The 15,941-nt window shown below is 57.5% G+C and carries 12 protein-coding genes; 5 read left to right on the top strand and 7 right to left on the bottom strand.

Annotation, left to right across the window (positions count from 1 at the left end; translation table 11 throughout):
• Window positions 1-151: 151 nt before the first annotated feature.
• Entirely contained in the window at window positions 152-2,731 is a 2,580-nt protein-coding gene (gene mutS, locus AOC04_RS02150) for a DNA mismatch repair protein MutS (RefSeq protein WP_060690949.1), read from the top strand.
• A 142-nt stretch (window positions 2,732-2,873) separates the two neighbouring features.
• Complete coding sequence (gene fdxA / locus AOC04_RS02145) at window positions 2,874-3,197, top strand: ferredoxin FdxA (RefSeq protein ID WP_003443045.1); 324 nt, start codon at window positions 2,874-2,876, stop codon at window positions 3,195-3,197.
• A 208-nt stretch (window positions 3,198-3,405) separates the two neighbouring features.
• Here the strand turns inward: fdxA and AOC04_RS02140 are convergent, their stop codons facing one another.
• From AOC04_RS02140 to AOC04_RS02130, 3 genes are all read right to left on the bottom strand, one after another.
• On the bottom strand, window positions 3,406-4,035 hold the full coding sequence (locus AOC04_RS02140) for a CoA transferase subunit B (protein WP_060690948.1): 630 nt from the start codon (window positions 4,033-4,035) through the stop codon (window positions 3,406-3,408).
• A 2-nt stretch (window positions 4,036-4,037) separates the two neighbouring features.
• Window positions 4,038-4,736, bottom strand: a complete 699-nt coding sequence (locus AOC04_RS02135; protein WP_060696848.1) for a CoA transferase subunit A — start codon at window positions 4,734-4,736, stop codon at window positions 4,038-4,040.
• Between the two features lie 418 nt (window positions 4,737-5,154).
• Entirely contained in the window at window positions 5,155-5,787 is a 633-nt protein-coding gene (locus tag AOC04_RS02130; RefSeq protein ID WP_060690947.1) for a TetR family transcriptional regulator, read from the bottom strand.
• A gap of 265 nt (window positions 5,788-6,052) precedes the next feature.
• On the opposite strand from AOC04_RS02130, the gene AOC04_RS02125 reads away from it, so the two are divergent.
• Genes AOC04_RS02125 through AOC04_RS02115 form a run of 3 tightly spaced genes read left to right on the top strand, consistent with a single transcriptional unit; the run spans window position 6,053 to window position 11,811 of the window.
• On the top strand, window positions 6,053-7,204 hold the full coding sequence (locus AOC04_RS02125; protein WP_060690946.1) for an efflux RND transporter periplasmic adaptor subunit: 1,152 nt from the start codon (window positions 6,053-6,055) through the stop codon (window positions 7,202-7,204).
• 3 nt (window positions 7,205-7,207) lie between these two features.
• Window positions 7,208-10,363: an efflux RND transporter permease subunit gene (locus AOC04_RS02120; RefSeq protein ID WP_060690945.1), complete on the top strand. Its 3,156-nt coding sequence runs from the start codon at window positions 7,208-7,210 to the stop codon at window positions 10,361-10,363.
• Entirely contained in the window at window positions 10,360-11,811 is a 1,452-nt protein-coding gene (locus tag AOC04_RS02115; RefSeq protein WP_060690944.1) for an AdeC/AdeK/OprM family multidrug efflux complex outer membrane factor, read from the top strand. The genes AOC04_RS02120 and AOC04_RS02115 overlap by 4 nt, the downstream gene beginning before the upstream one ends.
• Window positions 11,812-11,939: 128 nt before the next feature.
• Here AOC04_RS02115 and pcaC read toward each other — a convergent pair whose 3' ends face one another.
• Genes pcaC through AOC04_RS02095 form a run of 4 tightly spaced genes read right to left on the bottom strand, consistent with a single transcriptional unit; the run spans window position 11,940 to window position 15,845 of the window.
• Window positions 11,940-12,332, bottom strand: coding sequence for a 4-carboxymuconolactone decarboxylase (gene pcaC, locus AOC04_RS02110; protein ID WP_060690943.1), 393 nt, complete (start codon window positions 12,330-12,332; stop codon window positions 11,940-11,942).
• A 10-nt stretch (window positions 12,333-12,342) separates the two neighbouring features.
• Window positions 12,343-13,128, bottom strand: a complete 786-nt coding sequence (gene pcaD / locus AOC04_RS02105; RefSeq protein WP_060690942.1) for a 3-oxoadipate enol-lactonase — start codon at window positions 13,126-13,128, stop codon at window positions 12,343-12,345.
• Between the two features lie 12 nt (window positions 13,129-13,140).
• Window positions 13,141-14,505, bottom strand: coding sequence for a 3-carboxy-cis,cis-muconate cycloisomerase (locus AOC04_RS02100; RefSeq protein WP_060690941.1), 1,365 nt, complete (start codon window positions 14,503-14,505; stop codon window positions 13,141-13,143).
• A gap of 47 nt (window positions 14,506-14,552) precedes the next feature.
• The gene (locus AOC04_RS02095) at window positions 14,553-15,845 is read right to left on the bottom strand and encodes an MFS family transporter (protein ID WP_060690940.1); all 1,293 of its coding nucleotides are present in this window, start codon (window positions 15,843-15,845) and stop codon (window positions 14,553-14,555) included.
• Between the last annotated feature and the right edge of the window lie 96 nt (window positions 15,846-15,941).

Genomic DNA, 15,941 nt, shown 5'->3' with positions numbered 1-15,941 from the left:
AGATGGCAAACGCAATTTCTTCTATTAATAGCAGGCCGGAGCGCCCCTGTAGATACGGGCGGCTGACATGTTAACCTTGCGCCCATTATGAAACCTCAGGCTGCGCGCCTGCCTTTCCCAACTTTTAAAACGAATCCGCCAAAGCCCCCTCATGAGTAAAAACACCTCGGACCTCTCCAGCCACACGCCGATGATGCAGCAGTACTGGCGCCTGAAAAACCAGCACCCTGATCAGTTGATGTTCTATCGCATGGGCGACTTCTACGAGATCTTCTATGAAGACGCGAAGAAGGCCGCCAAGTTGCTGGATATTACGCTCACGGCGCGAGGGCAGTCTGCCGGGCAGGCGATCCCGATGTGCGGGATTCCCTATCATGCGGCCGAAGGGTACCTGGCCAAGCTGGTTAAACTCGGCGAGTCGGTGGTAATTTGCGAGCAGGTCGGCGACCCGGCAACCAGCAAAGGCCCGGTTGACCGTCAGGTAGTGCGCATCATCACACCAGGTACGGTCAGCGATGAGGCACTGCTGGATGAGCGTCGTGACAATCTGATTGCAGCAGTGCTGGGCGACGAGCGCTTGTTTGGCCTGGCGGTGTTGGACATCACCAGCGGCAATTTCTCGGTGCTGGAAATCAAAGGCTGGGAAAACCTGCTGGCCGAGCTTGAGCGTATAAACCCGGTTGAATTGATGATCCCGGACGACTGGCCTCAAGGCCTGCCGGCCGAAAAACGCCGTGGCGTTCGGCGCCGCGCTCCGTGGGACTTTGAGCGCGACTCGGCCCTGAAAAGCCTGTGCCAACAGTTCTCGACCCAGGACCTTAAAGGCTTTGGTTGCGAGAACCTGACCCTGGCCATCGGTGCCGCCGGCTGCTTGCTCAGCTACGCCAAGGAAACCCAGCGTACCGCCCTGCCCCATTTACGCAGCCTGCGCCATGAACGCCTAGACGATACCGTGGTGCTTGACGGTGCCAGTCGACGCAACCTGGAGCTGGACACCAACCTGGCCGGTGGCCGCGACAATACGTTGCAGTCGGTAGTAGACCGCTGCCAGACATCGATGGGCAGCCGCTTGCTGACCCGCTGGCTGAACCGTCCGCTGCGCGACTTGCCTGTGCTGCTGGCCCGCCAGTCGTCGATTACCTGCGTACTGGATGGCTACCGGTTCGAAAAACTGCAGCCGCAGCTCAAAGAAATTGGCGATCTGGAACGTATTCTGGCCCGCATCGGCCTGCGCAATGCACGCCCGCGAGATCTGGCGCGATTGCGCGATGCCTTGAGCGCCCTGCCCGAACTGCAAGACGCAATGCTCGGGCTCGAAGCGCCGCATTTGCAGCAATTGGCCATCAGCACCGGTACTTATCCCGAGCTGGCCGCCTTGCTGGAAAAAGCGATTAACGACAACCCGCCTGCGGTGATCCGCGACGGTGGAGTGTTGAAAACCGGTTACGACGCCGAGCTGGATGAGCTGCAATCACTGAGCGAGAACGCCGGACAATTTCTGATTGATCTGGAAGCCCGTGAAAAAGCCCGGACCGGCCTGGCCAATTTGAAGGTCGGTTACAACCGGGTGCATGGCTACTTTATCGAGCTGCCAAGCAAGCAGGCCGAGCAAGCCCCGGCTGATTACATCCGCCGCCAGACATTAAAAGGTGCCGAGCGCTTTATCACCCCGGAACTTAAAGCCTTCGAAGATAAAGCCCTGTCTGCGAAAAGCCGTGCACTGGCCCGCGAGAAAATGCTCTACGAAGCACTGCTCGAAACCCTGATCGGCGAGCTGCCGCCACTGCAAGACACCGCCGCGGCGCTGGCCGAACTGGATGTACTGAGCAACCTGGCCGAACGCGCGCTGAACCTCGACCTGAACTGCCCGCGCTTTGTCGATGAGCCGTGCATGCGCATCAACCAGGGGCGTCATCCGGTGGTCGAGCAAGTGTTGACTACACCGTTTGTGGCCAACGACCTGGCACTGGATGACAACACCCGCATGCTGGTTATTACCGGTCCTAATATGGGCGGTAAATCTACTTACATGCGCCAGACCGCATTGATCGTCTTGCTGGCACACATCGGCAGTTTCGTACCTGCTGCCAGTTGCGAGCTGTCGCTGGTGGACCGGATCTTTACCCGGATCGGCTCCAGCGATGACCTGGCGGGCGGGCGTTCGACCTTCATGGTTGAAATGAGTGAAACCGCCAACATCCTGCATAACGCCACCGAACGCAGCCTGGTGCTGATGGATGAAGTTGGACGCGGTACCAGTACTTTCGACGGTCTTTCTCTAGCCTGGGCTGCGGCCGAACGTCTCGCCCAACTGCGCGCTTACACCTTGTTTGCCACGCACTATTTCGAGCTGACCGTACTGCCCGAAAATGAGCCGCTGGTGGCTAACGTGCACTTGAGCGCAACCGAGCACAATGAGCGAATCGTGTTCCTGCACCATGTATTACCGGGCCCGGCGAGTCAGAGCTATGGCCTGGCAGTAGCCCAGCTGGCCGGCGTCCCCCCTCAGGTAATCACACGTGCCCGCGAACACTTGAGCCGTCTGGAGACAACCAGCCTGCCCCATGAAGCGCCTCGTCCGACGCCCGGTAAAAAATCGCCGCCACAGCAAAGCGACATGTTTGCCAGCCTGCCTCATCCGGTGCTGGACGACCTATCCAAGCTAGATCTGGACAACATGACGCCGCGTAAAGCACTTGATTTGCTCTACACATTAAAGACACGCATCTAACGCTGATGCTTTCAAGCTGATAGAATCGCGCGCGGTTCGGGATGCTACTGGCCTTTTAGCCTGGTCTGTAGATATCACTCCCGAACCCGGCGAACCCGTCCTGGAAGGGCTTCGCTGCCGCCGCCTGAGGAGAAAATTAGAAATGACCTTCGTCGTCACCGACAACTGCATCAAGTGCAAGTACACCGACTGCGTAGAAGTCTGTCCGGTGGACTGCTTTTACGAAGGCCCGAACTTCCTGGTGATTCACCCGGATGAGTGCATCGACTGCGCGCTTTGTGAGCCTGAATGCCCGGCGCAAGCCATCTTCTCTGAAGATGAAGTGCCAGCGGACATGCAAGAGTTCATTCAGTTGAATGTTGAGCTGGCTGAAATCTGGCCAAACATCACTGAGAAGAAAGACGCTCTGCCGGACGCGGAAGAGTTTGATGGTGTGAAAGGCAAGATCAAAGATCTGGAACGCTGATTCACGCTGCAGCAAAAAGCCCCGTCTCCTTCGAGCCGGGGCTTTTTTGTGTTTTGGGCGACAGGCCTGATCCATCGCGTCGCCTGTATCGCCGGCAAGCCGGCTCCCACAGGGAATGAGTGAGGTATCAGTGCGTATGTGAAGGACAGCTACAGTGTGGGAGCCGGCTTGCTGGCGATACGGCCGCAATCCACCCTCAGATAGCTGGTCAGCCGTTAATTGCGCAGCCGGTCGCCTCTTTGAGTTGTTCCAGCGTGACACCTGAAGCCAGTTCAACCAGCTTTAGCCCTTGATCGGTGACATCGAGCACGGCCAGATCGGTAATGATCCGGTCAACCACGCCCACGCCTGTGAGCGGCAGATCGCACTGTTTGAGCAACTTGTGAGCCCCGCCCTTGGCGGTGTGCTCCATCAGCACCACCACACGTTTGACTCCAGCGACCAGGTCCATGGCTCCGCCCATGCCTTTCACCATCTTGCCCGGAATCATCCAGTTAGCCAGATCGCCCTTCTCGGAGACCTGCATGGCTCCCAAAATCGACAAGTTGATGTGCCCGCCGCGGATCATCGCGAACGAATCAGCGCTATTGAAAAAGCTGCTGCCGGGCAAGGTGGTAATGGTTTGTTTGCCTGCGTTGATCAGGTCAGCATCCACTTCGTCTTCGCCAGGAAAAGGGCCAATACCCAACAGGCCGTTTTCACTTTGCAGCCAGACGTCCATACCTTCGGGGATATAGTTGGCTACCAAAGTCGGCAAACCAATACCAAGGTTGACGTAAAAACCGTCCTGCAATTCTTGGGCGGCGCGATGCGCCATTTCTTCACGAGTCCAGGCCATGTTCAGGCGCTCCGCACAGTGCGTTGTTCGATGCGTTTTTCCGGGGTGGCGTTAAGTACCAGACGCTGTACGTAAATCCCGGGCAAATGAACCTGATCAGGTTCGATCTCGCCTATTTCGACGATTTCTTCTACTTCAACCACGCAGACCTTGGCCGCCATTGCTGCCAGCGGGTTGAAATTGCGCGCGGTTTTATTGAATAACAGATTGCCGGACTTATCGGCCTTCCAGGCTTTAACCAGGGCTACGTCGGCGCGTAATGAACGCTCCATCACATACCATTCGCCATCGAACTCACGTGTTTCCTTGCCTTCTGCCACCAGGGTGCCGTAACCGGTCTTGGTGTAAAACGCCGGAATCCCCGCGCCGCCTGCACGCAGTTTTTCTGCCAGCGTCCCCTGGGGCGTAAACTCCAGCTCAAGCTCGCCGGCCAGGTACTGGCGTTCAAACTCTTTGTTCTCGCCAACATAAGAAGAAATCATTTTTCGGATCTGACGAGTCGTCAATAGTTGACCAAGCCCGAACCCGTCCACGCCTGCATTGTTGCTGATCACCGTCAGCTCGCGTTTGCCCGTGTCACGCAAGGCCGCGATCAGGGCCTCCGGGATACCGCACAACCCAAAACCACCCACGGCCAGGGTCATGCCGTCTTCGACCAGCCCCTGCAAAGCGGATTCAGCACTCGAGTAAATCTTGTTCACATTTTGCTCCTCGAATTTGCCACGACGCATACAACCCGGTCGCAGCGGGTTTGCTTGAGTCAGAGCGCGCAAACATGCTGACAGACGCCCGCTCTGCGATGTTGGCTGCTAAGGCCTGAAGCCTGAGCGTTGACCGAGTGTAGGGGATGCTGGAACGCGAACTCTAGGGATCAGTGATACATCCGCAGAAATAATTACAGGCAGCACCTGCCTTGAAATAAATGACAGGCAGCTTATTAGCCGACATAAAGCAGGATCGCCAGCGTGCTTAACAATTGGCCTACAAAATACTTAGCTCGCTACCTTTAAAGCCTCGCCCTAGACGTATATAAAGGCTTCTCGAAGGCCTACGCACAGCTGAGGTGAATCTTCCCTCGCCTTATCGTTCGATCCGACTAGACTCATCACGAATTTGCCCTTAGTTGCGTAAACCCGGGCTCAGACTCAGCATCTCGATACCGATGTCGACCCAGGACTCAGCCTCCTTGTGAAGCTCGAAACTGTCGGGAACCAGCAGCCATTGACCGAGAATACCGTCGATATAGGCATGCAGACAGATAGCTGCACGGCGGGCATCAAGGTTTTTCGGGAGTTGCTCGCGATGAATGGCATTACTCAGGGCGAGCTCGATTCGACTGTTACAATCGACGCTCGCCACCTGGCGTTGACGACGCAAATCACACATCTCGTCAGTGAACTCGCATTTATGAAACAAAATCTCATTGATACGCCGGGTTTTTGGATCGATGGCAACTTGGCGAAACAAATGAATCAACAGCTTGCGCGTGCACCCGAGCGGATCAAGTTCGTCCTGGCTTTCACTGGCTTTGGCCAGCTCCTCCAGAGGTTCATGCAAGCTGTCCAGCATGGCCTGTACCAGCTCGGCCTTGTTGCTGAAATGCCAGTAAATCGCGCCCCGGGTCACGCCCGCCAGCGCTGCAATATCAGCCAGCGTAGTACGCGCAACGCCCCGTTCATAAAAGGCCTGCTCGGCAGCTTCAAGGATATTGCTCCGGGTTTCCTGAGCTTCTTCTTTGGTACGACGCACCATGGCAATACAAACCTCAATCAGGAGGGTCCGGACAATTGCGGTCACTCGTCCAAACCGATATCGGGTGGCGTTTGTTCTGCCTTATCCCGGACTACTTCATACGTTGAAAAGGGCTTTGCGACGCCTGTTGCGACACGCCCCTGCTATTTACAAACATACACGAATGTAAGTATATTCCTTAGCAAGCTACTTATCCACCCGGAACAGCTTTCTTTACCCTTCCACTATTCTTGTGCGCTTTCGCGTGCCTGACCCGAGGATTTTCATGCAATTCAAGCCAGCTGTTACCGCTCTGGTTGCTGCCATCGCCCTAGCTTCGCTGCTCAGCGGATGTAAAAAGGAAGAGGCGGCACCTGCCCCGCAAATCCCTCAGGTCGGCGTCGTGACGCTGAAAACCCAACCCTTTACCTTGACCACTGACCTGCCAGGCCGCACCACGTCCTATCGCTCGGCAGAAGTCCGCCCACAGGTGAACGGAATCATTCTCAAGCGCCTGTTCAAAGAAGGCAGCGACGTTAAAGTCGGCCAGCAGTTGTATCAGATCGATCCTTCGATCTACGAAAGCAACGTACTGAGCGCCAAGGCCACGTTGCAGTCAGCAAAATCACTTGCTGACCGCTACAAGCAATTGGTCGCAGAGCAAGCCGTAAGCCGTCAGGAATACGACAACGCCGAGTCCGCCCGCCTGGAAGCTGAAGCAACCTTGAATACCGCTCAGGTCAACCTGCGCTACACCAAGGTCCTGGCACCTCTGACCGGCCGCATCGGTCGCTCGCTGTTTACTGAAGGCGCACTGGTAACCAGTGGCCAGGCTGACGCTTTGGCCGTAATCACCCAACTGGACCCGATCTATGTTGACGTGACTCAGTCCTCGGTCGAAATGCTCGAACTGCGCCGTGATCTGGCCAGTGGCCGCTTGAAGAAGGCCGGTGAAAATGCCGCCAAGGTCAAGCTGACACTTCCGGACGGCAGTGAATACCAGCAAGAAGGTCGTCTTGAATTCACCGAAGTCTCAGTCGATGAGACTACTGGTTCCGTGACCCTGCGCGCCGTGTTCCCAAACCCTGACGACACTCTGTTGCCGGGCATGTTTGTGCATGCGCAACTGGAAGCCGGTATCAACAGCGATGCAATTCTGGCCCCTCAAATCGGCGTGACCCACAACCTCAAGGGTCAACCGACGGCTCTGATTGTTGGGCCGGACAACAAAGTGGAACTGCGAGTGCTGCAAGCTTCCCGCACCGTGGGCAGTGACTGGCTGGTAGAAAAAGGTCTGAACGCAGGTGATCGCCTGATCGTCGACGGGCTGCAATTCATCAAGCCTGGTGCTGAAGTGAAAATCATGGAAAAACCACAAGGCGAAACCCCGGCATCTGCCCCGGCAACAGAAAAAGCTGCAGGCAGTAAAGGGGAGTAAACCATGTCGAAATTTTTTATCGACCGTCCGATTTTCGCTTGGGTAATTGCCCTGGTGATCATGCTGGTCGGAGCTCTATCGATCCTCAAACTACCGATAAACCAATACCCGAGCATCGCGCCTCCGGCCATTTCGATCTCTGTGACCTACCCGGGCGCTTCGGCGCAAACCGTACAGGACACCGTGGTTCAGGTGATCGAGCAACAGCTCAACGGGATTGACCACCTGCGTTATGTAGCCTCGGAAAGTAACTCCGACGGCAGCATGACCATCACGGCCACGTTCGAGCAAGGCACCGACCCTGACACCGCTCAGGTTCAGGTGCAGAACAAGCTCAACCTGGCAACGCCACTGCTGCCTCAAGAAGTACAGCAGCAAGGCATCCGTGTAACCAAGGCAGTGAAAAACTTCCTGATGGTAATCGGCGTGGTGTCTGAAGACGGCAGCATGAACAAGGACGACTTGTCGAACTACATCGTCTCCAACATGCAGGACCCGATCTCCCGTACCGAAGGTGTGGGCGACTTCCAGGTGTTCGGTGCCCAGTACGCCATGCGTATCTGGCTGGACCCGGCCAAGCTGAACAAATACAACCTGACTCCGGTGGACGTTAAAGCGGCCATCAGCGCGCAGAACGTACAGGTGTCCTCCGGGCAACTGGGCGGCCTGCCTGCCGTCAAGGGTCAGGAGCTGAACGCTACCATCATCGGTAAAACCCGTCTGCAGAACGCCGAGCAGTTCAAAAAGATCTTGCTCAAGGTCAACACCGACGGCTCTCAGGTACGCCTGAGCGATGTAGCCGAAGTCGCCCTGGGTGGCGAGAACTACAGCATCAGCGCCCAGTACAACGGCAAACCGTCCTCGGGTCTGGCGATCAAGCTGGCACCGGGTTCAAACGCTCTGGATACGGCCAAGGCTCTGCACGCCACCATCAGCGACCTGGAGCCCTTCTTTCCGCCGGGCATGAAAGTCGTTTACCCGTATGACACCACTCCGGTGGTTTCCGCATCGATCGAAGGGGTTCTCGAAACCCTGGTCGAAGCTGTCGTACTGGTGTTCCTGGTAATGTTCCTGTTCCTGCAAAACTTCCGCGCCACCATCATCACCACGATGACCGTGCCGGTAGTATTGCTCGGTACTTTCGGGATTCTGGCCGCTGCAGGCTTCAGCATTAACACCCTGACCATGTTCGGCATGGTGCTGGCCATCGGGTTGCTGGTGGACGATGCAATTGTGGTGGTGGAAAACGTCGAGAGGGTCATGACCGAAGAAGGTCTGCCCCCCAAGGAAGCCACCAAAAAGTCCATGGAGCAGATCCAGGGTGCTCTGGTCGGTATCGCCCTGGTGCTGTCGGCGGTACTGCTGCCAATGGCTTTCTTCAGCGGTTCTACCGGCGTGATTTACAAACAGTTCTCGATCACCATTGTTTCGGCGATGGCCCTGTCGGTACTGGTTGCCTTGATCTTCACCCCGGCCTTGTGCGCCACCATGCTCAAGCCAGTGAAAAAGGGTGATCACGGCGAGAACAAGCGCGGGTTCTTCGGCTGGTTCAACCGCACGTTCGACAGTGGCGTCAAACGCTATGAAAAAGGTGTCGGCAGCATCCTGCGCCACAAAGCGCCGTACCTGCTGGCCTACGTACTGATCGTGGTCGGGATGGTGTTCCTGTTTACCCGTATTCCTACCTCCTTCCTCCCGGAAGAAGATCAGGGCGTACTGTTTGCACAGGTACAAACCCCGGCAGGCACCACCGCTGAACGCACTCAGCAAGTGATCGACAGGATGCGCGAGTACCTGTTGACCGATGAATCGGCGGCCGTGTCTTCGGTGTTTACCGTAAACGGCTTTAACTTCGCCGGTCGTGGTCAGAGTTCCGGTCTGGCGTTCATCATGCTTAAGCCCTGGGGCGAGCGTGATGCCGACAACAGCGTATTTGCGCTGGCAGCACGGGCTCAAAAGCACTTCTCGACCTTCCGCGACGCCATGGTTTTTGCCTTCGCTCCGCCGGCAGTAATGGAGCTGGGTAACGCCACCGGTTTTGACGTTTACCTGCAAGACCGCTCCGGTATCGGTCACGACAAACTGATGGAGGCCCGTAACCAGTTCCTGGGTATGGCTTCGCAAAGCAAGATACTGGCAGGCGTGCGTCCAAACGGCTTGAACGATGAGCCGCAGTATCAGCTGGAAATTGACGATGAAGCAGTTCGCACGCTCGGCGTAGACCTGTCGGACGTCAACAACACCCTGTCCATCGGACTGGGCGCAAGCTACGTCAACGACTTCATCGACCACGGTCGGGTGAAGAAGGTTTATCTGCAAGGTGAGGCTGACTCGCGGATGAACCCTGAAGACTTGAAGAAGTGGTACGTACGCAACGCCCAGGGAACCATGGTGCCGTTCTCGGCATTCGCCAAAGGCAAATGGATCTATGGTCCGCCCAAGCTGTCGCGTTACAACGGCGTAGAAGCGATGGAAATACTCGGTGCTCCGGCCCCTGGCTACAGTAGCGGTCAAGCCATGGCCGAAGTCGAAGCCCTGGCCAAGAAGCTGCCGCCCGGTGTAGGTATTTCCTGGACGGGTCTGTCTTACGAGGAACGTCTGTCAGGTTCGCAAGCACCTGCCTTGTACGCAATTTCCTTGCTGATGGTATTCCTGTGCCTTGCAGCCCTGTATGAAAGCTGGTCGATTCCGATTGCGGTCATGCTGGTTGTTCCGCTGGGGATTATCGGTGCGCTTATGGCTACCAGTCTGCGGGGGTTGTCCAACGACGTGTACTTCCAGGTGGGCTTGCTAACGACCATCGGTCTGGCATCGAAAAACGCCATTCTGATCGTCGAGTTTGCCAAGGAACTGCATGAACAGGGACGAACGCTGACCGAGGCCGCCATTGAGGCCTGCCGCATGCGTCTGCGTCCGATCATCATGACCTCGCTGGCGTTTGTCCTGGGTGTGATTCCGCTGGCCATCTCCACGGGCGCAGGCTCGGGTAGCCAGCACGCTATTGGTACAGGCGTAATCGGTGGCATGATCACCGCCACGGTACTGGCCGTGTTCTGGGTGCCGCTGTTCTTTGTCGCCGTATCGTCCTTTGGCAACAAGAAAGATTCCGAGAAGAAAGTGGACCTGACTAAAACTCCAAACAACGAGGCTGGCCAATGAGCAAGTCCCTTCTAGCCCTCGCTGTCGCTGCATTTACCCTGGGCGGGTGCTCGCTGATCCCGGACTACCAGCGCCCTGAGGCGCCGATAGCAGCGCAATACCCGCAGGGCCCGGCCTACTCGCCAAACGAGGCGGCCAATCAGGCCGCTGCAGAACAAGGCTGGCGTCAGTTTTTCCATGACCCGGCCCTGCAGCAACTGATTCAAACGGCGTTGATCAACAACCGCGACCTTCGGGTCGCTGCGCTGAACATCGACGCGTATGCCGCGCAGTACCGTATCCAGCGTGCCGACCTGTTCCCGGCGGTGACCGCCAATGGCAGCGGCAGCCGTCAACGTACCCCGGCGCGCATGTCGCAAACCGGTGAATCGGGCATCACCAGCCAATACTCGGCGACCCTTGGGGTCAGCGCGTACGAACTGGACCTGTTTGGCCGGGTGCGCAGCCTGAGCGATCAGGCACTGCAGAACTACTTTGCAACCGAAGAAGCCCGACGCACTACCCAGATCAGTCTGGTGGCCAGTGTCGCCAATGCCTATTTGACCTGGCAGGCTGACAAAGAGCTGCTGAAGCTGACCGAAGACACCCTCAAAGCGTTCGATCAGAGCTACAAGCTCACCTTGCGCAGCAATGAAGTCGGGGTCGCCTCGGCACTGGATGTCAGTCAATCGCGCACCTCGGTCGAGAATGCCCGGGTGCAACTGGCGCGCTACACCCGCCAGGTCGCTCAGGATCAGAACAGCCTCGCACTGCTGCTCGGCACTACCATCCCGGACAACTTGCCAGCCAGCCAGCCCCTGGCAGCTGATCTGTTGACCGAAGTGCCGGCCGGCCTGCCATCCGACCTGCTGCAACGTCGTCCGGACATCCTCGAAGCGGAGCACAGGCTGTTGGCCGCCAACGCCAACATCGGCGCGGCGCGGGCAGCGTTCTTCCCGAGCATCAGCCTCACGGCCAATGCCGGGACCTTGAGCCCTGACCTGTCGGGTCTGTTCAAAGGCGGTTCGGGTACCTGGCTGTTCTCGCCGCAAATTAACCTGCCGATCTTTAACGCAGGGTCTTTGCGCGCCAGCCTGGACTACTCGAAAATCCAGAAAGAAATTACCGTTTCCCAGTACGAAAAAACTATCCAGACAGCATTCCAGGAAGTCTCTGACGGCCTGGCAGCGCGTCAGACCTACAACCAGCAGTTGCAGGCACAAACCGACTTCGTGAACGCCAACCAGGATTACTACCGGTTAGCAGAACGCCGTTATCGGATTGGCATCGACAGCAACCTGACCTTCCTCGATGCCCAGCGCTCATTGTTCAGCGCGCAGCAATCGTTGATCACCGACCGCCTGTCACAGCTGACCAGTGAAGTCACGCTGTACAAGGCACTGGGTGGCGGCTGGTTTGAACAGACCGGGCAAAACCGGCCTGTTTCGGATCAGCCACCGAAGGCCTGATGCACCCTGGTTAAACAACAAACCCGCCTTTTGGCGGGTTTGTTGTTTCAGAGCAGCGCTGCCCCCTGTAGGAGCGAGCTTGCTCGCGAGCTGTTAAATCGCTCCTACAGAAATGCAGGAAGGCGGCGTTATTGCCGCGACTCAACCCCCAACTCGTCCCACACCGACTCCGCCAGATGGAACGTGGAATTGGCTGCCGGGATGCCGCAATAAATCGCGCTCTGCATCAGCACTTCCTTGATCTCGGCACGGGTCACGCCGTTACTGGCGGCCGCACGCAAATGCAACTTGAGCTCTTCACTGCGGTTCATGCCGATCAACATCGCAATGGTGATCAGACTGCGGGTATGCCGCGACAGGCCGGGGCGGGTCCAGATATCACCCCAGGCGTGGCGGGTAATCATTTCCTGAAATTCGCTATTGAACTCGGTCAGGGCATTGAGGCTGCGATCGACATGAGCATCTCCCAACACTTCACGGCGCACGCTCAAGCCTTCGGCATAACGTTGTTTCTCGTCCACAAACAGCTCCTTAATCGTTTAACAGGAAGGCCAGCACCCTTTGGCTGAAGGCATCACCCGCCTGCACGCTGGACAGGTGCGCGGCATAGAACTCGGCGTACTGGGCGCCCGGTACGTGCTCCTGAATATAGTGGCTGCCGGAAGGCGGCGTTACGGCGTCCTCAGTTCCGGCAATGATCAGCAACGGCACCTTGATAGCACCCAACTGATCACGAAAATCAGCATCGCGTACCGCCGCGCAGTTGGCAGCGTAGCCCTGAGGTGAGGTCGCGGCCAGCATATCGGTGATGCGCTTGACCTGCTCGGGATGTGCCAGGACGTAATCCTCGGTGAACCAGCGGGCAATCGAGGCATCGCGCAGCCCGGCCATCGCCGCGGGGCCGTCGCGCAGGACCATTTCGATTCGCGGGTTCCACATCGCCGCTTCGCCAATTTTGGCCGCGGTGTTGCACACCACCAGCTTGTTCAGCCGCCCGCCGGCATGGATGCCCAGCCACTGCCCGATCAACCCGCCCATCGACAACCCGCAAAAGTGAGCACGCTCGATATTCAGCGTATCCAGCAGCGCCAGTACGTCATGCCCCAGTTGCTCAATACTGTAAGGGCCCTCGCTCACCAGCGACTGGCCATGACCACGGGTGTCATAACGCAGCACCTGAAAATGCTCGGTAAACGCCGGTATTTGCGCGTCCCACATCCCCAGGTCGGTACCCAGCGAGTTAGAGAGAACCAGCACCGGCGCGCCTTGCGGGCCGTCAAGCCGGTAGTTCAGTTCACCTTCTTGTGTACGTCCCACGAACTTCTCCTTTTATGGCGTCAATGCAAAATGTTCAGCCCGGGCACGCTCCACCCATGTCACCGCCTGGCCGAGGTAATTAGCCGGATCGAGCAAGCGATCCAGTTCTTGTGCGCTCAACTGCGCGCTTATTTGAGGCTCGTCGTCCAGCACTGAGCGCAGATGACGCTGCTCAGCCACCGCACGCTTACAGCATTGCTCCAGCAGATGATGCGCGGTTTCACGCCCTACCCTCTGTGCCAGCACGATACTGACCGCTTCGGCCAGCACCAGCCCATGGGTCAGGTCAAGGTTGTGCAGCATGCGCTCGGCATCCACTTCCAGTCCCTGGGCAATATTCAACGCCTGCACCAGTGCCCCCGAGACCAAACAGCAAATCTCGGGCAGGGTTTCCCACTCGGCGTGCCACAAGCCCAGGCTGCGTTCGTGCTCCTGGGGCATGGCGCTGAACAGGGTGCTCAGCAAGCCCGGAACCCGTGTAGCAGCACTGATCAACACTGCCGCCCCCACCGGGTTGCGCTTGTGTGGCATGGTCGAAGAGCCACCCTTGCCCGGTGCCGCGGGCTCAAACACCTCCCCGGCTTCGGTCTGCATCAGCAAGCTGAGATCACGCCCCACCTTACCGAGGCTGCCTGCGATCAAACCCAGCACCGCAGCAAACTCCACCAGACGATCACGTTGGGTGTGCCACGGTTGATCGGGCAGGCTCAGCCCCAGCTCCTGGGCCAAGGCTTGCGCCACCGGCATGGCCTGATCGCCCAGGGCCGCCAACGTTCCAGAAGCGCCGCCAAATTGCAGGCACAGCAAGCGTGGCTTTAATTCCTTAAGGCGCTGACGGCTGCGAGTAACTGCCCCCAGCCAGCCAGCGATTTTCATACCAAGGGTGACCGGAGTCGCCTGCTGCAACCAGGTTCGTCCCGCCAGGGGCGTGGTCGCATACCGCAAAGCCTGTTGCGCGAGCACGGCCCCCAATTGCGCCAGATCCTGCTCAATCAAGCCCAGGGCTGAGCGCAGTTGCAGCACCAGGCCACTGTCCATCACATCCTGGCTGGTTGCCCCCAAATGCACATAGCGCTCAGCCTCGGGAGCCGCCTGTGCAATCTGTTTGCCCAGTGCCTTGACCAATGGAATGGCCGAGTTCCCGGCGCTGGCAATCGCCTGGCCCAACGCCTCAAAGTCATACAGCTCAGCGCGACACGCCCCCTCAATCGGCGCAACGGCTGCCTGAGGGATCAGGCCGACCCGCGCCTGCGCCCGGGCCAGCGCCGATTCAAAGTCGAGCATGGCCTGCACCCGGCCATGATCAGAAAACACCTCACCCATGGACTCGGCCGTGAAGTAGGCATCGAACAGTTGATTGTTCCCTCGGTCACTCATAAGCCTTCCTTTGAAGGCGCGCGCCGGTTATGGGCGCGCGCGGCACATCACAAATCGTGGTGCAGGTACTTGGGCTGTTTGGGCAGGCGGAAGCTGAACAGGAATGCGATGACCATCATCACTGTCACGTACCAGTAGAAGGTGTTTTCCATGCCTTTGGCCTTCAGCGCGAATGCCACCACCTCGGCCGTACCACCAAAAATGGCGTTGGCCACGGCATAGGCCATACCGACTCCCAGCGCCCTGATGTGCGGCGGAAACATTTCGGCTTTCACCAACCCGCTGATCGAGGTATAGAAACTGACAATGGCCAGTGCCAGGGTAATCAGCACAAAGGCCAAAAATGGACTGGTAATGGTTTTCAGCGTCAGCAAGATCGGCACCGTGCACAGCGTACCCAGAGCACCAAACCACAACATCGAGTTACGGCGGCCGATTTTGTCAGCCAACATGCCAAACAGCGGTTGCATGCACATATATAGGAAAAGTGCGCCGGTCATGATGTAACTGGCAGTTTTGACTTGCATACCGGCGGTGTTCACCAGAAATTTCTGCATGTAAGTGGTGAAGGTGTAGAAAATCAGCGAACCACCGGCGGTGTAGCCCAACACGGTAATAAACGCTGCTTTATGATCACGGAACAAAGCGCCAACGCTGCCGGCATCCTTGTTCTTGCGCGACTCCTCGCTCGTGGTTTCTTTAAGGGTACGACGCAGCAATAACGAAATCAGCGCCGCCACGGCACCAATGAAGAAAGGAATGCGCCAGCCCCAGGCCCGCAGTTCATCCTCTGATAAAAGTTGCTGCAGTACGACGACCACCAACACTGCCAGCAGTTGCCCGCCGATCAGGGTCACGTACTGGAAAGACGCGAAGAAACCGCGCTCGCCTTTGGGCGCCACTTCACTCATGTAAGTGGCCGTAGTGCCGTACTCCCCGCCTACCGACAAGCCCTGAAACAGTCGGGCCACCAGCAACAAGGCCGGAGCCCAAGCCCCGATCGAGTCGTAGGTCGGCATGAAAGTAATAACCAACGAGCCGGCACACATCATCAGTACCGCGATCATCATCGAGTTCTTGCGCCCGTGTTTATCGGCGACCCGGCCAAACAGCCAGCCACCGATAGGACGCATCAAAAAGCCTGCCGCAAACACGCCGGCAGTGTTGAGCAGCTGCACGGTCGGGTCATCGGAAGGGAAAAAAGCCGGGGCAAAGTAGATTGCACAAAAAGCGTACACGTAGAAGTCGAACCATTCGACCAGGTTGCCGGAAGAGGCACCGACAATCGCAAAAATCCTTTTTCTACGCTCTTCTCCCGTGTAGTGAGTTTCTGTTGTCATGTTTTATATACTCATCAGGTTTAGTTGCAGTTAGACATACCTTGCAACACCTAGCGCCGCAACCACAATAAGCCGAACGACTAAGGCAGTCGTGCG

The organism is Pseudomonas versuta (assembly GCF_001294575.1).
GTDB lineage: Bacteria > Pseudomonadota > Gammaproteobacteria > Pseudomonadales > Pseudomonadaceae > Aquipseudomonas > Aquipseudomonas versuta.
Note: the sequence above shows the minus strand (reverse complement) of the source record. Positions and strands in the feature narration are given on the sequence as shown.